Raw genomic sequence first — 19,659 nt, 5'->3', positions numbered from 1 at the left:
AAAGGCAACGTTCCTTCCTATTTGGTATTGAAAGACGGTTCAGTTCTCATAGGCATTCGCTCAAAAACAGAATAAGACGACCACAAACCAACTAATCGAGGGTAGTATGAAACTGGTGGCGTTACTGTTAATTGTTTTGTCGTGTACGGCTTGCGCAAATGCGTCAAAGATTTCGTACGAAGTAACAAGCCGTCCTCCACAAGCTCCCGTTGAAGTAAATGGTGTAAACATGGGAGAAACGCCGACCGTGGTATCGCTTCGATGTAGTAAAACATGGGTTGGTTTAATGAATGCGCCAGGTGGATGGGCTAATTCATCCGGTAATTACAAAGTGACAGCTTACCCACCGAAGAATTCTGCTGGGCAATCACAATCGAAATTTGTTGATCCATGCCAATGGGAAGGTGAAGGAAATCCAAAAATCTTTTTTGATCTTAACTTGGAATCTGTTGCGCCAACTCAAAGAATCGAGGTCACTACAAATCAGGCCACACCTCCACCAAATAGAGAACGGGCCATCGATGCGCTGAAGACACTTCGTGACCAAGGCGTAATTTCAGATGATGAATACAACAAGAAGATACTTGAGCTTGTGCGATAGCTCGCGTAGGGCTGAACCCATACCATTGATTTTTTGTTGTCTGGCAGAGATGTGTGTAAAGGTATGGGCGGAACCGGCTCCATCGGGTTCCGGCATCGATACTGGACGCTGATTTTGGCGGATCGCCTTTCCAACAGAAAAGGGGTCAGGTTACATTATTTTATTTATTAGCATGAAGCCGTCCTGGCTCATCCCCAACCGCTATGGCTCGACTTCCCCGCCTTGACTTGCCGAATGTTCCGCAACACATCGTGCAGCGCGGCAATAATCGTCAGGCCATCTTTTTTCATGAAGACGATTACGGCGTCTACCTGGACTACCTGCGCGAAGCCTTGGAGAAGAACGACTGCAAGCTGTATGCGTTCGTGCTGATGACCAATCACTCCCACCTGTTGACGCTAGGCATGGCGCCGGGTGGGGTTTCCGGCTTGATGCAATCGGTCGGCCGTCGCTACGTGCGCTATGTCAATGCGACGTACCGACGCTCGGGAACCCTGTTCGAAGGGCGTTTCAAATCCAGCTTGGTCGATAGCGAGCGTTATCTGTTGACGTGCATGCGCTATATCGAACTCAATCCCTCGCGGGCCGGTATGGTGCGCAATCCTGGAGATTACCGCTGGTCCAGCTACCGACCCCATGTCGGCGAAAGCGTCATGGGTTGGTTGGCCGAGCCGGAGGAATATCGCCGGCTGGCTGCCCGTCCCGAGACGCGCGCGCTGGCTTATCGCGAACTGTTCAGGCAACCGCTGGCAACTGATGATCTTGAAGCGATACGAACACATCTGAACAAGGGTTGCGCGCTTGGAGCAAGCAAGTTTCAGGATGAAATCGAGGCCATGGCGGGTCGGCGCGCCAAAATCGTGCCGCGGGGGCGGCCTAGGAAACCCAAAGGTGGTGGAGAAAAGTAACCTGACCCTTTCTTGCCTCACGGGCGGCAATCGTATGAGATTGGGGCGGCTGTTACTGCGTTCGGAACTCGATACTCAAGGGGGGCAATCATTCGTCACTCAGATCGAGATACTGGCAAGCGTTATCGCAATTATGCGGCGATCACGCCGGAAGGTGTGATTGCTGGTCTCGAACAGCTAAGTGCATTGATGAAACGCTACGGGCGGTCAGCCCTTGATGGTGATCCGAAACTCTTTTCAACGCTCGAAAGTGAGCGAAGATCCTGGTCTGAAGGATACGCTCTTGACGTCTTGGCCGACCAATTGCGGCCGCAAGCAGATGAGGCATTTAGGCAAAGGAATTACGCGAAAGCGGCTGAGCTGTACTCCCGAATTAGAGAGCGTTTAAGTCCGGCTGAGGTTAAGAAACTGAGCATCGCTGAAGAACGCTGTAAGGATTGACATTTTACTGGGCGAATTCTCCACCCAGCACGCGTAGTAATCGGACGAATTCTTGCTACCGATTAATGGGGGCGAGGCCCCACGTTCCGACATGCTCGCCGCCCTGTTCGTCTACGCCGACAAAGGCAACGTCTCGGCCTATCTTGAATTCAGCATCGTCTTGATGAGATCAAGGTTCCGGAATCAGAAGAAGCTTATTGAACCATCAGACCCCGCTCCGCGGGGCTTTCTCAATCATTCTCCCACGGCTTCTTCTCCTGCCCTGCCAGGTCACGGCTGCCGTGCATGACGGCAAGGATGAGCACACGGTCAATTTCCAGGTGATACATCACGCGATAGCCTTGCACGATGATCTCGCGCAGTGATTTGTCCTCGGCCTCCGGAATCATCCGCCCGCTTTCCGGAAACTCCCTCAGCCGCCGGGTGGCAAGCACCACCTTTTGGCCGAAGCGCCGGGCATAATACGCCGAGTCGCGGCTGATGTAGCACACCAGATCATCGAGATCGTCGCGCGCAAAATCCGACCATTCAACGCGCATCATTCAGGAATTGCTTTTCCATCTCCTCCTGCGAGGTCACCTTGCCTGTTTCCGCCGCCTGGAGTGAGCGCTCCAGTTTCTGGCGCACATAGAGGGCATACATGGCATCGTCGAAAGTCGCCTGCTCCGGCAGGCGGTCGGCGATATCGTGGACGATTTGCTTAACGGTTTGCATGATGATCACTCCTCACGACGCTTGCTTGAATCAGGGTATCCAGCATTTCCATCCCAAACTTCTGCCTGGTCCGTGGTAATTGACTGATCTGCTCGGTTTGCTACTCCAGCGTTGACACCGGCCCGCGCTTACTCTTGGCCTCATTCGGTGCAGCTCCCCGACCATACTTCAGCGCCTTGGTCAGGACGGGCGGGGCTCCACCGCGATCCGCAGCCGAGTAGCCGATGGTCTGCTGCGCGATCCCCAAGGCCTCGGCCAGTTGCTGCTGGGTCAAGCCCCAGCCTTGCGAAACTGCGGGATCCACTGCCCCTGCGCCCGGACAAGTCCTGCTGGCGGATGCCGAAGCAGTGTACGGAGAAGAATACCAGCACCGCCAGCGCGGAGGTCACCGACGAGTCGCTCGTCGGCGAGTCGACGCCGGGATGAGGCTGATCAGGTTAGCCGTCGCCAGGAAAGGGAGCTGATGGTGTCTGACCCCGTTTCTCCCCTTTCTGGCTGGAATTTCGATGGTTGTTCCCGGCCCGAGGCGCCACTCGAAGCACCCGCCTTGCCTATCCGGAGAACCGCCGGATGCAAAGCCCGAAAATCTCACCTGCGCCCCCGCGCCGTTTCCAGCCGGTAGTTCCGCCCCCAGACGTAGACGTAGATCGCTCCGCTGGCGATCGTCGTGGCGAGGGTGGCGGCGAGGAGTGTATCGAGCAGCAACGGGGGCAGTTCGGAGACGCCGCGGTTGAAGAGGATGGCGACGATGAACGCCAGTTGCAGCAGGGTGTTCAGCTTGCTGGCGAGGATGGGCTGGCCGTCGAAGGGGTGTGCTAGCAGGTAGTAGGCGATGGCGCCGGTGACGATCACGGCATCGCGGAGAAGGACGGCGGCGGCCATCCAGACGGGGAGGAGGCCGAGCCAGGCGCCGGCGACGAAGCAGCAGACCAGGAGCAGCTTGTCCGCCAGCGGGTCCAGGTAGGAGCCGAGCCGGGATTGCCAGCCGTAGTGCTTGGCGAGGAAGCCGTCGATCGCATCGGATAGGCCGGCGATCACGAACAGCGCCAGGGCGCCGGTGTAGCGCTCCGCCAGCATCAGGTGGACGACCGGGTAGACCATGAGTATCCGGAGGGTGCTGATGATGTTTGGGATGTGTTCTGGCCGCATGGTCGCACTCCTTACCGGACGTCGATAATCTCCGGATGGGGGGTGGCCGTCAAGCCTGGAGCCGACGGTAACGGCGGCGGGGGTGATGGTGATAAACTATTGAGTCAGTTTTAAGTCCGAACAAGGCGCCGTCTCGACTCAAGAGACAGACGGCCGGCGGGCCGCCCGGTCCGATCTTCATGCAGGAGTCTCCTTGAAAACCGAAAATCCCCCTTCTTTCGACTACAAGAGCGCCGGCGTCGACATCGCCGCCGGCAATGCCCTGGTGGAGCGCATCAAGCCGGCGGCGCGGAAGACGGTGCGGCCCGGCGTGCTGGCGGGGTTGGGGGGATTCGGTTCGTTGTTCGAGCTGCCGGCGGATCGCTACCGCAAGCCGGTGCTGGTGGCCGGGACCGACGGCGTCGGCACCAAGCTCCGGCTGGCGATCGAGTCGGGCCGGCACGGCGGCGTCGGCATCGACCTGGTGGCGATGTGCGCCAACGACATCGTGGTGCAGGGCGCCGAGCCGCTGTTCTTCCTCGACTACTACGCGACCGGCAAGCTGGATGTGGACGTCGCGGCCTCGGTGATCGCCGGCATCGCCCAGGGCTGCGAGCAGGCCGGCTGCGCCCTGGTCGGCGGCGAAACGGCGGAGATGCCGGGCATGTATGCCGGCGGTGACTACGATCTGGCCGGGTTCTGCGTGGGTGTGGTGGAGAAGGATGCGATCATCGACGGCAGCCGGGTCAGGCCCGGTGACCGGCTGGTCGGCCTGGCATCCTCGGGGCCGCATTCCAACGGTTATTCCCTCATCCGCAAGATCGTCGATCATGCCGGCCTTGGGCTGGATGCGCCGGTCGCCGGCCGCCCCTTGGGCGACTGGCTGCTCGAGCCAACCCGGATCTACGTCAAGCCGCTGCTCGAACTCCTGAAATGCGTGGAGGTCCATGCCCTGGCCCATATCACCGGCGGCGGCATCACCGAGAACCTGCCGCGCGTGCTGCCCGCCGGAACCGCGGCCCGGATCGACACCGCCGCCTGGGCCATGCCGGAGATTTTCCGCTGGCTGCAACAGCAGGGGGGGGTGGAGACTTCCGAGCTGCTCAGGACGTTCAACTGCGGCGTCGGCATGATCGTATGCGTGGCGGCGGAGGACGAAGCGCGTACCGTGGAGACCTTGCGCGGCCTGGGCGAGAGCGCATTTCCCCTGGGCGAAATCGTCCCCGGCGAGCCCGCCGTCCAATACGCCTGAGCCCTATTTAAGCGTTCTTATTCCAAGGTATATCCATGCGCCTTTCGGTCGTCGTTCCCGTTCATAACGAAAGAGACAATCTCGAATCCCTCATCGGCGAGATCACCCAGGCGCTGTCTCCGCTGGGTGATTACGAAATCGTCTACGTCGACGACGGCAGCACCGACGGGACGCTGGAGAAGCTGCGCGCGCTGAAAGCATCGGTGCCCGCGCTGCGCGTGCTCCGGCATGTCCGCTGCTGCGGGCAGAGCACGGCGCTGCGCACCGGCATTCTGGCGGCGCGGGGGGCATGGGTCGCCACCCTGGACGGGGACGGCCAGAACGACCCGGCGGACATCCCCCGCCTGCTCGAAGCGCTGGACCAGCTCGGCGGGGAAACCGGCCGCGGCATGGTGGCCGGGTATCGGCGGAAGCGCAAGGACACTGGCTGGCGCCGGTTCTCCTCCCGCATCGCCAACGCCGTCCGCGGCGGTTTGCTGCGGGACAATACGCCGGATACCGGCTGCGGCCTCAAGGTGTTTTCCCGCGCCCTGTTCCTGGAGCTGCCCTATTTCGACCACATGCATCGCTTCCTGCCGGCGCTGACCCAGCGGGCCGGCGCGCCGGTCGTCTCGGTCGAGGTCAATCACCGGCCCCGCCTCTCCGGGGTGTCGAAATACGGCACCTGGCACCGCCTGTGGGTGGGGATCGTCGACCTGTTCGGGGTGATGTGGCTGCAGCGGCGCGCGCGTGTTCCGCAGGTCGAAGAGCTGGGTTTCTGATGCGGAGGGAGAGCATGAAATCACGCATTCGCTTGCTGCTTTTGTTGGCGGCTGCCGCCGGCCTGGGCGGCCAGGCCATGGCCGCGGAACCGTCCTTCTCCCGCCAGGAACTGCTCGAGAAAGCCTTCGAGCCGGGCGGGCCGCGCCTCGACGTGCGGGTGGCGCGGGTGGTGCTGCCCGTGGGCTACAAGACGCCGTTGCACACTCACGAAGGGCCGGGGCCGCGTTACGTGGTTCGAGGGCGGGTGCGGGTCGAGGAGGGCGGCCAGTCCAACACCTATGAACCGGGGCAGGTGTTCTGGGAGTCCGGGCAATGGATGAGCATCGAGAACGTCGGCGAAAACGAGGCGGAGCTCATCCTGGTCGAGCTGGCGAAGCCGAAATGAACCGCGCCGGCCCGCTTTTGTCATAACATACCAGTCCACTTGGTTATTCCTTGCGCCAGACCGGCTGACGAAGTCCATGAGTGAAACCGCTTTATCCATACACGATTACGCGATGCTCGACGATGCCGAGTGCGAAACCCGCATCCGCGCGGCGCGGGCGGCGCTGGGCAAGCGCTGCGTGATCCTCGGCCATCATTACCAGCGCGACGAGGTGTTCCGGCACGCCGATTTCACCGGCGATTCGCTGAAGCTGTCCCGCCTTGCCTCGCAGTCGGACGCGGAATACATCGTCTTCTGCGGCGTGCATTTCATGGCGGAGGTGGCGGACATCCTGTCGCGGCCCGACCAGATCGCCATCCTGCCCGACCTGGCCGCCGGCTGCTCGATGGCGGACATGGCGAACTTGGTCGCCGTGGAGCGCTGCTGGCGCGAGCTGGCGACGGTGCTCGATCCGGAAAGCGAGGTGACACCGGTCACCTACATCAATTCGGCGGCCGACCTCAAGGCATTCTGCGGGCGCCACGGCGGCATCGTCTGCACCTCCAGCAATGCGCAGAATATCCTGGAGTGGAGCTTCGGCCGGCGCGAGAAGATCCTGTTCTTCCCCGACCAGCACCTGGGCCGCAACACCGGCTACCGCATGGGGATCCCGCTGGAGGAGATGGTCACCTGGGATTTCGGCAAGCCCATGGGCGGCCTGACGGAAGACGAGATCCGGCGGGCGCGGATGATCCTCTGGGCCGGGTTCTGCTCGGTGCACCAGATGTTCCGCCCCGAGCATATCGACCGCTTCCTGGAGCAGTATCCCGACACCCGGGTGATCGTGCACCCCGAGTGTAGCTTCGAGGTCTGCCAGAAGGCGCAGTACATCGGCTCCACCGAATACATCCTCCATACCGTCCGGGCGGCCGAGCCGAACACGCGCTGGCTGGTGGGCACAGAGCTCAACCTGGTCAACCGCTTGGCCCACGAGGTCCAGCCGCAGGGCAAATCGGTGCATTTCCTCTCGCCCACGGTGTGCATGTGCTCGACCATGTTCCGGACCGACCCGCAGCATCTGCTCTGGGTGCTGGAGAATCTGGTCGAAGGTCATGTGGTCAACCGGATCAAGGTCCCCGACGCCATCGCCGCCGAGGCCCGCGAGGCGCTGGAAAACATGCTGCAGGTGGCCTGACCCCGCCCGATGCAACTCAACCTGGTCTGCGTGGGCGAGCGCATGCCGTCCTGGGTCAACGAGGGGTACGGGGATTACGCCCGTCGCCTGCCGCGCGAATGCGCCCTGGTGTTGCGCGAGATCGCGCCGGGCCGGCGCACCCGCCATTGCGACACCCGGCGCATCGTCGCCGACGAAGGCCAGCGGATGCTGGCCGCGGTGGGCGGCAACGCCCATGTCGTCGCGCTGGACATGGGCGGCAAGGCCTGGAGCACGCGCGAGCTGGCCGATGCCTTGGCGCGCTGGCTGCGCGAAGGGCGGGACATCGCCCTCCTGGTCGGCGGACCGGACGGCCTGTCGGACGCCTGCCGGCAGCGCGCCGCGGAAAGCTGGAGCCTGTCCCGGCTGACCTTTCCGCATCCGCTGGTGCGGGTCATCGTGGCCGAGCAGCTGTACCGGGCCTGGAGCCTCCTCAACAACCATCCCTATCATCGCTGACCCCCCCAATGCAGGCCAAACACCTCAAACTGATCCTCGCCTCGACTTCGCCCAGGCGCCGCGAGCTGCTGGGCCGCTTCGGCCTGCCGTTCGAGGTGCTCGCCGTCGAGGTCGAAGAGCGGCCCCGGTCCGGGGAGGCCGCCGAGGACTATGTGCGCCGGGTGGCGTCCGCCAAGTCCGCGCAAGGCCAGACGTTGGCGCCGGCTGACGTGGCGGTGCTGGCGGCGGACACCGAGGTGGTGCTCGACGGGCACATCTTCGGCAAGCCGCAGGGGCGAGAGCACGCTCGCGAGATGCTGGGCCGGCTGTCGGGGCGGACCCACGAGGTGCTCAGCGCGGTCTCCCTGCGTCGGGGCGGCCTGCACTGGGAGGCGCTGAGCGTCAGCCGGGTGCGGTTCCGCGACATTCGCCCTCAGGAGATCGACGCCTACTGGGCCAGCGGCGAGCCGACGGACAAGGCGGGTGCCTATGCCATCCAGGGCCGCGGCGAACTGTTCGTGACCGAGCTTCAGGGCAGCTTTTCCGGCGTCATGGGCCTGCCGCTGCGGGAAACGGCCGGCCTGCTGCGGCACCTGGGGCTGGAGACCGAGCGCCTGCTGGCCGGAGCCCCGCCGTGAGCGACGAGATACTGATCAACGTCACCCCGCCGGAAACCCGCGTCGCCCTCGTCGAAAACGGCGTGGTGCAGGAAGTCCTGATCGAGCGGGCCCGCCGCCGCGGCCTGGTCGGCAACATCTACAAGGGCAAGATCTGCCGGGTGCTGCCCGGCATGCAGGCGGTGTTCGTCGACATCGGCCTGGAACGGGCGGCCTTTTTGCACATCTCCGACCTGAGCGCGGCCGAGCGCGAAAAAGCCGGCACCGACAAGATCGAGGCCATCTTCAAGGAGGGCCAGGAGATCGCCGTGCAGGTCGTCAAGGACCCCATCGGCACCAAGGGCGCGCGCCTGAGCACCGAGATTTCGGTGCCGTCGGTCTACGAAGTCTACATGCCGTTTGCCAAGACCTCGGGCGTGTCGCAGCGGATCGAGTGCGAGGCCGAAAGAATACGCCTTCGCGCCTGCGTGGAAGCCTTCCAGCGCGAGCACGGCACCGGCGGCTTCATCGCCCGGACGTCGGCGGAGGGCGTGGACGAGGCCATGCTGCGGGCGGACATGCTGTTCCTGCTCAAGCTCTGGAACTCCATCGCCCAGCGGATCAAGACCGCACGGGTCAAGATGCTGCTGCACGAGGACCTGCCCCTGAGCATGCGCGTGCTGCGCGACCTGCGCCGCACCCGGGTGGACAAGATCCGGGTGGACTCGCGGGAGACCCACGCGCGGCTGACGAAGTTCGCCCGCGAGTTCGTGCCCGAGATCGCTCCGATGATCGAGCATTACGCCGGCGAGCGGCCGCTGTTCGACCTCTACGGCGTGGAGGAAGAAATCCAGAAGGCGCTGGAGCGGCGGGTGACGCTCAAGTCCGGCGGCTACCTGATCTTCGACCAGACCGAGGCGATGACCACGGTCGACGTCAACACCGGCGCCTTCGTCGGCGGGCGCAACCTCGAGGAAACCATCTTCAAGACGAATCTCGAAGCCGCCCAGGCCATCGCCCGCCAACTCCGGCTGAGGAACCTGGGCGGCATCATCATCATCGACTTCATCGACATGCGGGACGAGGAGCACAAGACCCAGGTCCTGCAGGCCCTGGCTCGGCACCTGGAGCGCGATCCCGCCAAGAACACCATCAGCGAGGTCTCGCCGCTGGGGCTGGTGGAGATGACCCGCAAACGCACCCGCGAGAGCCTGGAGCAGGTGCTGTGCGAGCCTTGCCCCGCCTGCGGCGGGCGCGGCGTGCTGAAGACGGCGGAAACGACCTGCCTGGACATTTTCCGCGAGATCATCCGCGAGGTGCGCCAGTACCAGGTCCAGGAACTGCTGGTGCTGGCGTCCAACGAGGTGGTGGAGCGGCTGCTGGACGAGGAGGCGGACACGCTGTCCGAACTCGAATCCTTCATCGGCGTCCCGATCAAGTTCCGCGCCGAGTCCCAGTACAACCAGGAACAGTATGATGTCGTGATTCTCTAGCCCGCGTTTCCCTCCCGCCGGCGTTTTGCGGGCGACCGGCCGGCGTGGGAGAATCCGCCGACGCCTTCGGGCGACGTTCCCTGTCGATATTTCCATGCGGCTACCGGTCTTTTGAAAAGAATCCTTCGCGTTTCCGCCCGCGCGGTCCGTTACGGAGCGCTCGCCGCGCTGCTCGGGCTCGCCGCCGGGTCCGCGGCGTTCCGGCTGTGGCTGATACCCGGGGTCGACGAGTTCAAGGGGCAGTTGGAACGGCGGATAGGCCAGCTCGGTGGCGAAAACATCCGGATCGGCCATATTTCGGCCACGATGTGGACCGGGACGCTGGAACTGGTGTTGCGAGAGGTCTCCGTCCTCGACGACGCGGGCGCCGAAGCCCTCCGTTTCGCCGAGATACGGCTCGGCATAGCGGGCATGGCCTCGCTGATGGCGCGCGACCTGCGCGTGGCCTGGCTGGAACTTCGCGGCACCCCGCTTTCCCTGCGCCGCCTTGCCGATGGCAGCTTCGGCATCGTCGGCCTGCATGCGATCGAGACGATTCCGGACTGGCTTCGCACCCTGGGTTCTTTCCGGATCAGCGATTGCCGGATCGACTGGCAGGATATCCAGCGGGGCGGCGCCAGGCTCGAACTGGGCGATGTCGATCTGCTGCTGGTCAGCCGCGGCGACAGCCACCGGCTGAGCGCGAGCCTGGACCCGCCGGCGGCGCTGGCGGGGACCGTGCGCGCCGGTTTCGATCTGCGCGGGGATTTGTTCGAATTCGACACGCTTTCCGGCCGCATCTATGCCGACGCCCAGGAACTCGCCCTGACTGCCTTGGACGATGAATTGCCGGCGAGTTTCCGGCTGGGGTCCGGACTGGCCGACCTCCGGGTGTGGGGAGAGCTTTCCGCAGGCCGCATCGAATCGCTCGCCGCGCGATTCGGCGGCCGCAATCTTCGGTTGGAACATCGGCCGAGCGAGGAAGGAAACGTTCCGGGACTCGCGCTGGCCGCTGTTGCGGGCGATGTTTTCTGGCGCCGCACGCCGGAGGGCTGGCGGTTGAGCGCGCAACGGCTGAAAGCGGTGTCCGCCGGGCACGAATGGCCGTTGTCCCGGATCGCCTTGGCCGTGAACCGTGGGCCAGGCGCCGCCGTCAAGTCGGCTTTTGTCGTTGCCGACACGCTGGCGCTGGACGATTTCAAGCCGCTGTGGCCCATGCTGGGGTTGCCCGTTCCCGCGCCCTCGGGTGTGCTCGACGAACCCCGTTTGGGATACGAGAACGAAGGACGCCCGCGATTCGGGCTGTGCACGCGGTTCGCCGGGGTGGTTCTGCCAGCCCGCGAGGGCGTGCCCGGCGTCGCCGGGCTCGATGGCCGCATCTGCGGCAGCGACGAACGGGGCGCGGCCGTGATCGGGATGCAGGATGGCGCGCTGGATCTGGCCGGGATGCTGCCCGAGCCTCTCCTGGTGAAGCGGGCGGGCATGCATCTGGACTGGCAGCGTAACGGCGAAGGCTGGGCCGTGCGCGCCAGCCGGGCACGGGTGGAAACCGACGATTGGTCGCTCTCGGCGTCGTTTGGGCTTGGCCGGGACGCAGGGCAAGGCCAGGGGCTCAGGCTCGATTTGCAGGCGGAGGCGGGTGCGGCCGAAGCGCATCGGCTCAAGCGCTATTTTCCGGCCAGGGCATTTCCGCAGTTGGGCCGCTGGCTCGAGCAGAGTCTGGAACAGGGCCGGCTGGACGGGGCGCGCATCCGTTTCGAGGGGCCGGTCGCGGCATTTCCGTTTCGCAAGGGCGAGGGCGTGTTCGAGGCCGTCGCCGGGTTCTCCGGCGTACGGCTGCGCTACGATCCGGCGTGGCCGGTGCTGCGCGATGCCGGCGGGACGGTTCGCTTCGCGGGAGCGGGGATGGAGATCGACGCGACCGGAGCGCGCCTCGGCGGCGGCGAGATACTCGGCGCCAGAGCCAGGATCGCCGATTTGGCGAAGGACGCCGTCATCGGCATCGAGGGCCGGGTATCGGCCACCCTGCCGCAATGCCTGGAATTTTTCCGCACGACGCCGCTCAAGCCGGTTGCGGACAAGCTGGATGCGTCGCTGGCGGTAAGCGGGGATGCGATGCTCGACCTCGCATTGAAGGTTCCGCTGGAAAGCAAGGGACCGCCGTTCAGGCTGAATGGTACGGCGCGGCTGAGCCGGACTCATATCGAGCTGGCTGGCCTCGCCGAGCCGGTCGAGGATGCCAAAGGCGAGCTGGCGTTCACCGAGGACGGGCTGGTTTCCGGGCGGCTCCAGGGAAGCTGGCTGCGCCAGGCCCTGTCCGCCACGGCCAGGCGCAACGGTGACATCCTCGATGTCGCCGTGAGTGGCCAGCTTCCGGTGGCGGCACTCAAGAGCCGGTTTCCGAGCCCGTCCTGGCGGTATCTGGCAGGGGTCGTCCCCCTGAACTTGACCATGAAGCTGCCAATGGATGCGGACAAGGGTGGTGACGAGGTGCCGCTGAGTCTGAGTTCGGACCTCGCCGGCACTCGTGTGGCTTTGCCGGCACCCTTGGGCAAGGCCCAGGGCGAACGGCGGATGTTTCGCCTCGATACCCGCCTGGGCGGCGCGGGCAAGCGCGTCGACCTGAGCTTTGGGGCGGACGTCACGGCGCGGTTCGATCTGACGGGGGATGATTTCCGCCTGAAAGGCGTTCAGCTCGCGATTGGCACCGCGCTGCCGAAGATCGCCGATGCTTCCGGTTTGCGCATCCTGGTCCGGTCGCCGAGCCTGGATCTGGCGCCCTGGGCCGATGTCTTCGCAGCCGCCGAAGGCGGCGGGCGCGACGGCATCGGAATGGATATCAAGGCGCTGGACGTGCAGGTCGGGCAGCTGCTGTGGGACGGCAAGGCGAAAGGCCCGGCCGCCGTGCAGGCGGTCTCGCGCGCGGGCGGCTTCCGGGGCGTGATCGATTCGGACTACGTCAAGGGCGGATTCGACGCGGACATGGTCGGCGGGCGATTATCCCACGTCAAGGCCGACCTCGATTTCGTCAAACTGTCCCGGCTGGACGAAAAAGCGGTCGCTTCGACCGATTCCTGGCTGGACACCCTGCATCCGGGCAGCATACCGTCGCTGAGCCTGGTCGGCCGCCATGTGCTCTGGCACGGGTTCGACGTTGGCCGGCTGCAGGCCGAGGTGGACAGCCAGGCGCGCGGCATTACCCTGCGTTCGGCCAGCTTGCGTTCCGACAATCACGAGCTCGTCGTCGAGCAGGGCGAATGGACGCGCCACGGCGGCACCGACAGGACCCGCATCAGCGGCAAGCTCAAGGTGAACAATTCGGGCATGCTGGCGGCGGTGCTGGGCTATCCGGAAGTCGTCCGGGATACGCCCGCGGACGTGGACTACAAGCTCAACTGGGCGGAGACGCCGTTCGGGGTCTCGTCGGCCAATCTCGCCGGCACGGTCGACTTGAAATTGGGGAAGGGCGCGCTGCTGAAGGTGGACGTGGGGATAGGCCGGTTTCTCGGCTTGTTCAGCGTCGGTGCGCTTTGGCGGCGCCTGAGCCTGGATTTCTCCGACCTGTTCGGCGCCGGCATGGCCTACGACGGGATCGCCGGCAAGCTGGACATCGCCGACGGGCGGGCCGAGACCAAGGGTTTTGTGATCGATGGCGTGGCGGCGAAGATCGTCATCAACGGTGGAGTGAAACTGGCGACCCGGGAAGTCGATCAGGTCGTGACGGTGATCCCCAACACCAGCATCGCCTTGCCCGTCGCCGGCGTGCTCATGGGCGGTCCGCTCGGGCCGGCGGTGGGGGCCGCGGTAGGGGCCGGCGTGTTCGTCGCCGACAAGATGATGAATGGGCAGGTGGAACGCCTGACCCAGACGCGCTATCTGGTCAAGGGCAGCCTGGACAATCCGGTCATCACCAAGGTGACGGGCGACACGCCGCAGGACTGAGGCCGGGATCGTCATGGATCAAATGAGTCAACAGTGGGTAGAGAGATTGAAGGAATGAAAAAAATGATTTGTGCAGCGGTTCAGATGGCCTCCGGTCCCCAGGTGGGGGCAAATCTGCTGGAGGCCGGCCGTCTGGTCAAGCAGGCCGCGGCCGCCGGCGCCAAGCTGGTGGTGCTGCCGGAGAATTTCGCGATCATGGGAATGACCGAGACCGACAAGGTCGGCGTCGCGGAAACCGACGGCAGCGGGCCGATCCAGGAGTTCCTGGCCGGCGCGGCCGAGCGGCACAAGGTCTGGCTGGTCGGCGGCACCATGCCGATGCGCGCCGGCGACGGCCGGGTGCGGGCGTCCTGCCTGATCTATGACGACCACGGGCGGCGGGTCGGCCGCTACGACAAGATTCATCTGTTCGACGTCGTGGTGCCCGGCACCGAAGAGACTTACCGCGAGTCCCAGACCATCGAACCCGGAACCGAGCCGCTGGTGCTGGATTCGCCGTTCGGTGCCTTAGGGGTAGCCGTCTGCTACGATCTCAGGTTTCCCGAACTGTTCCGGCGCATGGCGGAGAAGGGCCTGGATCTGCTTGCGGTGCCGGCGGCATTCACCGCGCGGACCGGCGCCGCACACTGGGAGATCCTGGTGAGGGCGAGGGCGGTGGAGAACCTTTGCTATACCGTGGCGTCCAACCAGGGTGGCTTCCATCTGAATGGTCGCGAAACCTTCGGCCACAGCATGGTGGTCGATCCCTGGGGCAAGGTGCTGGCGTCGCTGCCCACGGGCGCCGGCATCGTCTGCGCCGAAATCGACCGCGAGCGGCTGGCCCAAGTGCGCGCTTCCTTCCCGGTGCTCGAACACCGGCGCCTGTATTGCGCCTGAGCGCCCATGGCAATGACTTGAGTAATCATGGCAAATGAAATCGTAGCGATCGCTGAACGAGCGATCCTGGAACCCTGCGGCCTGATCCCGCAGGATATCGAAAAGGTCCTCGCCCGGATGGCGGGCGAGGCGGTGGACGATGCCGACATCTATCTTCAGTCCAGCCATTACGAGTCCTGGTCGCTGGAAGACGGCATCGTCAAGGAGGGCTCCTACGGCATCGAACAGGGCGCCGGACTGCGCGCGGTGTCGGGCGAGAAGACCGGCTTCGCCTACAGCGACGAACTGGCGCTGCCGGTACTGCTGGAGGCGGCGCACAATGCCGGCAGCATCGCCCGCGGCGGCCATGCCGCCCGCGTCGCCGTTCCCGGCGGCCAGGCCGCGCCGCGCCTGTATGCCCCGGTCGATCCGCTGGGCTCCCTGTCCGCCGAAGCCAAGATCGAGCTGCTGCGCAGCCTCGACGCCGAAGCCCGCCGCGCCGATCCCCGCGTCGAGCAGGTGTTCGTCAGCCTGTCCGGCGGCTATTCCTCGGTGCTGATCTTCGGGCTGGACGGCGCGATGCACGGCGACGTGCGGCCCATGGTGCGGCTCAACGTCAGCGTCATCGTCGAAAGCGGCGGCCGGCGCGAACAGGGCAGCGCCGGCGGCGGCGGACGTACCGACTATGGCTTCTTCTTCGAACAGGACCGGGCGCTGGGCTATGCGCGCGAAGCGGTACGCCAGGCCCTGGTGAACCTGGAGGCCGGCGACGCCCCGGCCGGGACCCTGACCGTGGTGCTGGGCCCCGGCTGGCCCGGCATCCTGCTGCACGAGGCGATCGGTCACGGCCTGGAAGGCGATTTCAACCGCAAGGGTACCTCCGCCTTCAGCGGGCGGATTGGCGAGCGGGTGGCCTCGCCCCTGTGCACCGTGGTGGACGACGGCACCCTGGCGAACCGCCGCGGTTCCTTGAGCATCGACGACGAAGGCACCCCGACCCGCCGGACCGTGCTGATCGAAAACGGCATCCTCAAGGGCTACATGCAGGACAAGCTCAACGCCCGCCTGATGGGCGTGGCGCCCACCGGCAACGGCCGCCGCGAATCCTACCAGTGCCTGCCCATGCCGCGCATGACCAACACCTACATGCTGCCGGGCGAGCATGCGCCGGAGGAAATCATCGCCTCCGTGTCAAACGGCCTGTATGCCCGCAATTTCGGCGGCGGCCAGGTCGACATCACCTCCGGCAAGTTCGTGTTCTCCGCCAGCGAGGCCTATCTGATCGAGGACGGCCGCATCACCCGCCCGGTGCGCGGCGCGACCCTGATCGGCAATGGGCCGGACGTGCTGACCCGGGTCAGCATGGTGGGCAACGACCTGGAACTCGATCCCGGCGTGGGCACCTGCGGCAAGGACGGGCAGAGCGTGCCCGTGGGGGTCGGCCAGCCGACCCTGAAGATCGACGGATTGACGGTGGGAGGCACCCGTGTCTGACTCGAAGAGCAGCGAAGCTGAGACGAATACCAACAGCGGGCAGCGCGCCAAACTCGAATCGCTCGAGGCCCTGACCCGGTTCTGCCTGGACCAGGCGATGAAACAGGGCGCGAGCGCGGCCGAAGTCGGCTGCAGCGCCGACCAGGGCCTCTCGCTCACCGTTCGGCTGGGCGAAGTGGAGACCATCGAGCATCACCGCAGCCAGGGCCTCGGGGTCACCGTGTACTACGGCCAGCGCAAGGGCTCGGCCAGCACCACGGACCTCAGCGAGCGTGCCTTGGCCGAAACCGTGAGCGCGGCTTGCCGCATCGCCCGCCATGGCGCGGAAGACCCTTGCGCCGGCCTGCCCGAAGCCGAACTGCTGGCCAAGGACATTCCGGAACTCGACCTCTATCATCCGTGGGCGCTGGACGCGGAGCAGGGCATCGAACTGGCGCTGGCCTGCGAAAACGCGGCGCGGAGCTATTCCGAGGCGATCACCAACTCGGAAGGGGCCAGCCTCAACGCCTTCGAAGGCGTGCGGGTACTGGGCAACAGCTTGGGCTTCCTGCACGGCTATGCCAGCAGCCGCCACAGCCTGTCGTGTTCCGTGATCGGCGAGAGCGAGGGCGGCATGCAGCGCGACGACTGGTGGACCGTGGCGCGCGATCCGGCCGAACTGGAAGCCGCCGAGGCGGTAGGGCGCAAGGCCGCCGAGCGCACCGTGCGCCGCCTCGGCGCGCAGGGCCTGTCGACCCGGCAATGCCCGGTGCTGTTTGCCGCCGACGTGGCTTCCAGCCTGCTCGGCCATCTGGTCGCGGCGATCCGCGGCGGCAATCTCTACCGCAAGTCCTCGTTCCTGCTCGATGCGCTGGGACAGCGCATCTTCCCGGCATTCGTCCATATCCATGAACTGCCGCACCTGCCTCGGGGCTTAGGCAGCGCGCCCTATGATGCCGAAGGCGTGGCGACGCGGGCGCGCGACCTGGTCCGGAACGGCGTGCTGGAATCGTATGTGCTGAGCACCTATTCCGCACGCAAGCTGGGGATGCAAACGACCGGCAACGCCGGCGGCGTCCACAACCTGATCCTCGACCCGGGCAACGAGGATTTCGATACCCTGGTCCGGCGCATGGGCACCGGGCTGATCGTCACCGAACTGCTGGGGCAGGGTGTCAACATCGTCACCGGCGACTATTCGCGCGGCGCGGCGGGCTATTGGGTCGAGAACGGCGAAATCCGGTTCCCGGTCGAAGAATTCACCATCGCCGGCAATCTCCGGGACATGTTCGGCCACATCGCCGCCGTCGGCAACGACGTCGACCTGCGCGGCAACATCCGCACCGGATCGATTCTGATCGAGTCCATGACGGTAGCGGGGAATTGACAGGCCGCGAGCCTGGTTTGCGAGTCATGCGTCACATGACCGGCCAGCGAATTGCCGTGACGGAGTCAGGGTGCGAATGGCCTCAGGCTCGGGCAACGCCATTAAGTCACTAAGGAACCTCTGAACAAACCCGATTTGGCCGGTAAAAACACATCCCGCTGATAATCAGGCTTTGAAAATGGGTGAAGGGTACCGAAATTCCTTACTTACCGTGGCGATCCCCCCCGGATGCGCCCGTCGGGGCGGATTCCGGGCGCACCTCGCCCGTCAGGTCATCAATGCGTACCGCTTCAGGTAGAGATTGGTCAACCCTATCAGGGTAAACACCTGGGCGGCGTTCTTAGCCAGACCCCGGTAGCGCGTCTTGGTGTAGCCGAACTGCCGCTTCATCACCCGAAAAAGGTGCTCGACTCGGCTGCGGATCGACGACATTCGCCGATTGCGGCGTTTCTGCGCAGCCCCCAAGCGCCGTTTCGGACGGGCTTTCAAGGCGACGCCCCACACGACCCCGGCCTGCCGCGCAGCGCGCTTATAGGTGTCGTTGACGTAGCCGGCATCGCCGAGGATCAGCCGGTCGTCCTCGCGCAGCAGGTTCGGCAACTGGCTGATGTCGGCGGCATGGGCCGGTGTCACCGAGACCGTGTGGGCGACGCCGGTGTGAACGTCCGCTCCCACGTGCACCTTCATGCCGAAGAACCACTGATGGCCCTTCTTGGTCTGGTGCATCTCGGGGTCGCGGGTCTTGGCTTTGTTCTTCGTCGATGGCGCGGCGTGGATAATCGTCGCATCCACCATCGTGCCCCCCCTTGAGCAGCAACCCTCGCGCTTCCAACACGTCATTGATGGCGTTCATCAACTTCGCCGTCAGCTCGTGACGTTCCAGCAGGCGCCGGAAGTTGAGGATCGTGGTTTCATCCGGCAGCGCGTCATCGGCCAACTCCAGACCCGCAAAGCGCCGCATCGATTCGATCTCGTACAGGGCATCTTCCAGGCCCGGGTCGGACAAGGCATACCCTTGCTGGAGGAAGTAAAGCCTGAGCATCGTCGCCAACGGGTACGGTTGACGACCGCGCCGACCCGCTTTCGGGTAATGCGGTTCGATCACCGCCAGCAGTTCCGGCCACGGCACCGCCCGCTCCATCTCGGCCAGAAACTTCTCACGCCGAGTCTGCTTCTTCTTCCGGTCAAACGCTAAGGAGGCAAAGGTGGTCTGTTTCATGGGGGCACCGCGTTCATGAGTTCTAGGCAGGGATTAGCTTACCAGCAGGGTTTGTTCAGAGGTTCCCTAATGATAAAGAAAGTAATGTCACATATACCCTCTCTCCCTCAGGCAATACCGTAAAGTTAAGAATGGCTTGTCGTTCCGGCAGGGAGCGCAGGAACCCAGAAGCCGAGGATGGCGAAAGCCCTTCACGTCCATGTGATCTGGATACCGGCAATCCCTGCCGGTATGACGGCTCAACTTAACGGCATTGCTTCCTCTGGGAGAGGGCAGGGGTGAGGGAAGCTGGTATATGGCATTATTTTCTTAACTCTCAGTAAGTTTCTTTCGGCTCGAGCCGAAAGAAACTTCGGCCAACTACAGATATGGCTGTTGCCCAGCCAGCGGCGGCGGATGGATGAGCAGGGATTCTCCCGTCAGTCTTTCGCTTCCAGCAGCTCCGCAACAAGCTTGAGCTGAGCTGAATATTGGGGTATTTCCGGAATTTTCCAGGCTTTTCCCGCCACATGGGCGAGCAGGTTATTCAGCCAGATCCTGTTGGAGCGCGCCTGCTGGATGATGAATTGAAGGGATGTTTCGTCGCCGATGACATAAAAGTTTTCAATCCAGACTTCGATCGTTTCCGATTCGCCCGCAAGGTTTATTGCGACGTATGCTTTTCGCGTATCGATGTCGAAGGCAAAATAAGTCAACTCTGCGATGCCCTTGAGAATAATATTTGCGACCCACAAAACCAGGAATTTCGGCGCCCACTTGATCGCGAGTCTGACAAGGTTGGCTTTATAGCTCATTTTTCTAAATTATGGAGGATGGCGGGAGGGCGGATTGTAGCCATTCTCCGCTTCAGCCGGCAAGAGGGAGGCAGAGCGGTTCAGACATCAGCCGAGTCCG

Annotated in this window: 18 protein-coding genes and 1 pseudogene; 13 read left to right on the top strand and 6 right to left on the bottom strand. The window is 64.2% G+C overall.

Going from position 1 to position 19,659, the window contains the following annotated elements; translation table 11 throughout:
• The first annotated feature begins 106 nt into the window (after window positions 1–106).
• A complete protein-coding gene (locus tag GNH96_RS14055) occupies window positions 107–601 on the top strand; it encodes an SHOCT domain-containing protein (protein ID WP_169604228.1) in 495 nt (164 codons plus the stop codon).
• Between the two features lie 251 nt (window positions 602–852).
• On the top strand, window positions 853–1,509 hold the full coding sequence (locus GNH96_RS14050) for a transposase (protein ID WP_267313376.1): 657 nt from the start codon (window positions 853–855) through the stop codon (window positions 1,507–1,509).
• A gap of 671 nt (window positions 1,510–2,180) precedes the next feature.
• On the opposite strand, the gene GNH96_RS14045 is transcribed toward GNH96_RS14050, so the two are convergent.
• The 4 genes and pseudogenes from GNH96_RS14045 to GNH96_RS14030 form a co-directional block, all read right to left on the bottom strand.
• Window positions 2,181–2,492 (bottom strand): type II toxin-antitoxin system RelE/ParE family toxin, encoded by a 312-nt coding sequence (locus tag GNH96_RS14045; protein ID WP_169604226.1) that lies wholly within the window; start codon window positions 2,490–2,492, stop codon window positions 2,181–2,183.
• Window positions 2,479–2,664 (bottom strand): hypothetical protein, encoded by a 186-nt coding sequence (locus GNH96_RS14040; protein WP_169604225.1) that lies wholly within the window; start codon window positions 2,662–2,664, stop codon window positions 2,479–2,481. The genes GNH96_RS14045 and GNH96_RS14040 overlap by 14 nt, the downstream gene beginning before the upstream one ends.
• A 317-nt stretch (window positions 2,665–2,981) precedes the next feature.
• Window positions 2,982–3,118: pseudogene (locus GNH96_RS14035) on the bottom strand (F0F1 ATP synthase subunit A); the annotation flags it as partial.
• 134 nt (window positions 3,119–3,252) lie between these two features.
• On the bottom strand, window positions 3,253–3,813 hold the full coding sequence (locus GNH96_RS14030) for a CDP-alcohol phosphatidyltransferase family protein (RefSeq protein ID WP_169604224.1): 561 nt from the start codon (window positions 3,811–3,813) through the stop codon (window positions 3,253–3,255).
• 193 nt (window positions 3,814–4,006) lie between these two features.
• On the opposite strand from GNH96_RS14030, the gene purM reads away from it, so the two are divergent.
• The 11 genes from purM (at window position 4,007) to pmbA (ending at window position 17,546) form a co-directional block, all read left to right on the top strand.
• On the top strand, window positions 4,007–5,044 hold the full coding sequence (gene purM, locus GNH96_RS14025) for a phosphoribosylformylglycinamidine cyclo-ligase (protein ID WP_169604223.1): 1,038 nt from the start codon (window positions 4,007–4,009) through the stop codon (window positions 5,042–5,044).
• Window positions 5,045–5,073: 29 nt separating this feature from the next.
• The gene (locus GNH96_RS14020) at window positions 5,074–5,805 is read left to right on the top strand and encodes a glycosyltransferase family 2 protein (RefSeq protein WP_169604738.1); all 732 of its coding nucleotides are present in this window, start codon (window positions 5,074–5,076) and stop codon (window positions 5,803–5,805) included.
• A 14-nt stretch (window positions 5,806–5,819) separates the two neighbouring features.
• The gene (locus GNH96_RS14015; protein WP_169604222.1) at window positions 5,820–6,191 is read left to right on the top strand and encodes a cupin domain-containing protein; all 372 of its coding nucleotides are present in this window, start codon (window positions 5,820–5,822) and stop codon (window positions 6,189–6,191) included.
• 76 nt (window positions 6,192–6,267) lie between these two features.
• A complete protein-coding gene (gene nadA, locus GNH96_RS14010; RefSeq protein WP_169604221.1) occupies window positions 6,268–7,365 on the top strand; it encodes a quinolinate synthase NadA in 1,098 nt (365 codons plus the stop codon).
• 9 nt (window positions 7,366–7,374) lie between these two features.
• Window positions 7,375–7,842, top strand: a complete 468-nt coding sequence (gene rlmH / locus GNH96_RS14005; protein WP_169604220.1) for a 23S rRNA (pseudouridine(1915)-N(3))-methyltransferase RlmH — start codon at window positions 7,375–7,377, stop codon at window positions 7,840–7,842.
• An 8-nt stretch (window positions 7,843–7,850) separates the two neighbouring features.
• Entirely contained in the window at window positions 7,851–8,459 is a 609-nt protein-coding gene (locus tag GNH96_RS14000) for a Maf family protein (RefSeq protein ID WP_169604219.1), read from the top strand.
• The gene (gene rng / locus GNH96_RS13995; protein WP_169604218.1) at window positions 8,456–9,910 is read left to right on the top strand and encodes a ribonuclease G; all 1,455 of its coding nucleotides are present in this window, start codon (window positions 8,456–8,458) and stop codon (window positions 9,908–9,910) included. Before GNH96_RS14000 ends, rng begins: the two co-directional genes overlap by 4 nt.
• Window positions 9,911–10,021: 111 nt before the next feature.
• Window positions 10,022–13,831: a YhdP family protein gene (locus tag GNH96_RS13990; protein WP_169604217.1), complete on the top strand. Its 3,810-nt coding sequence runs from the start codon at window positions 10,022–10,024 to the stop codon at window positions 13,829–13,831.
• Window positions 13,832–13,885: 54 nt separating this feature from the next.
• On the top strand, window positions 13,886–14,707 hold the full coding sequence (locus tag GNH96_RS13985) for a carbon-nitrogen hydrolase family protein (protein ID WP_169604216.1): 822 nt from the start codon (window positions 13,886–13,888) through the stop codon (window positions 14,705–14,707).
• A gap of 27 nt (window positions 14,708–14,734) precedes the next feature.
• Entirely contained in the window at window positions 14,735–16,180 is a 1,446-nt protein-coding gene (gene tldD, locus GNH96_RS13980; protein WP_169604215.1) for a metalloprotease TldD, read from the top strand.
• Complete coding sequence (gene pmbA, locus GNH96_RS13975; RefSeq protein ID WP_169604214.1) at window positions 16,173–17,546, top strand: metalloprotease PmbA; 1,374 nt, start codon at window positions 16,173–16,175, stop codon at window positions 17,544–17,546. Before tldD ends, pmbA begins: the two co-directional genes overlap by 8 nt.
• A 267-nt stretch (window positions 17,547–17,813) precedes the next feature.
• Here pmbA and GNH96_RS13970 read toward each other — a convergent pair.
• Both GNH96_RS13970 and GNH96_RS13965 read right to left on the bottom strand, forming a co-directional pair.
• A protein-coding gene (locus tag GNH96_RS13970; RefSeq protein WP_228719880.1) for an IS5 family transposase occupies window positions 17,814–18,765 on the bottom strand; the annotation gives its coding sequence in 2 pieces (ribosomal slippage) (window positions 17,814–18,353 and window positions 18,355–18,765; 951 coding nt in all).
• Window positions 18,766–19,184: 419 nt separating this feature from the next.
• Window positions 19,185–19,559 (bottom strand): hypothetical protein, encoded by a 375-nt coding sequence (locus tag GNH96_RS13965; protein WP_169604213.1) that lies wholly within the window; start codon window positions 19,557–19,559, stop codon window positions 19,185–19,187.
• Between the last annotated feature and the right edge of the window lie 100 nt (window positions 19,560–19,659).

The organism is Methylococcus geothermalis (assembly GCF_012769535.1).
Lineage (GTDB): Bacteria > Pseudomonadota > Gammaproteobacteria > Methylococcales > Methylococcaceae > Methylococcus > Methylococcus geothermalis.
The sequence above is the reverse complement of the archived record's forward strand: the minus strand, read 5'-3'. Positions and strand labels throughout refer to the sequence as shown.

What these genes read in the sequence shown, in the direction of transcription:
- GNH96_RS14055 (WP_169604228.1), top strand. Translation starts at nt 107, where the DNA reads ATGAAACTGGTGGCGTTACTGTTAATTGTTTTGTCGTGTACGGCTTGC.
- GNH96_RS14045 (WP_169604226.1), bottom strand. Translation starts at nt 2,492, where the DNA reads ATGATGCGCGTTGAATGGTCGGATTTTGCGCGCGACGATCTCGATGAT.
- GNH96_RS14040 (WP_169604225.1), bottom strand. Translation starts at nt 2,664, where the DNA reads ATGCAAACCGTTAAGCAAATCGTCCACGATATCGCCGACCGCCTGCCG.
- GNH96_RS14030 (WP_169604224.1), bottom strand. Translation starts at nt 3,813, where the DNA reads ATGCGGCCAGAACACATCCCAAACATCATCAGCACCCTCCGGATACTC.
- GNH96_RS14015 (WP_169604222.1), top strand. Translation starts at nt 5,820, where the DNA reads ATGAAATCACGCATTCGCTTGCTGCTTTTGTTGGCGGCTGCCGCCGGC.
- nadA (WP_169604221.1), top strand. Translation starts at nt 6,268, where the DNA reads ATGAGTGAAACCGCTTTATCCATACACGATTACGCGATGCTCGACGAT.
- rlmH (WP_169604220.1), top strand. Translation starts at nt 7,375, where the DNA reads ATGCAACTCAACCTGGTCTGCGTGGGCGAGCGCATGCCGTCCTGGGTC.
- GNH96_RS14000 (WP_169604219.1), top strand. Translation starts at nt 7,851, where the DNA reads ATGCAGGCCAAACACCTCAAACTGATCCTCGCCTCGACTTCGCCCAGG.
- GNH96_RS13985 (WP_169604216.1), top strand. Translation starts at nt 13,886, where the DNA reads ATGAAAAAAATGATTTGTGCAGCGGTTCAGATGGCCTCCGGTCCCCAG.
- tldD (WP_169604215.1), top strand. Translation starts at nt 14,735, where the DNA reads ATGGCAAATGAAATCGTAGCGATCGCTGAACGAGCGATCCTGGAACCC.
- GNH96_RS13965 (WP_169604213.1), bottom strand. Translation starts at nt 19,559, where the DNA reads ATGAGCTATAAAGCCAACCTTGTCAGACTCGCGATCAAGTGGGCGCCG.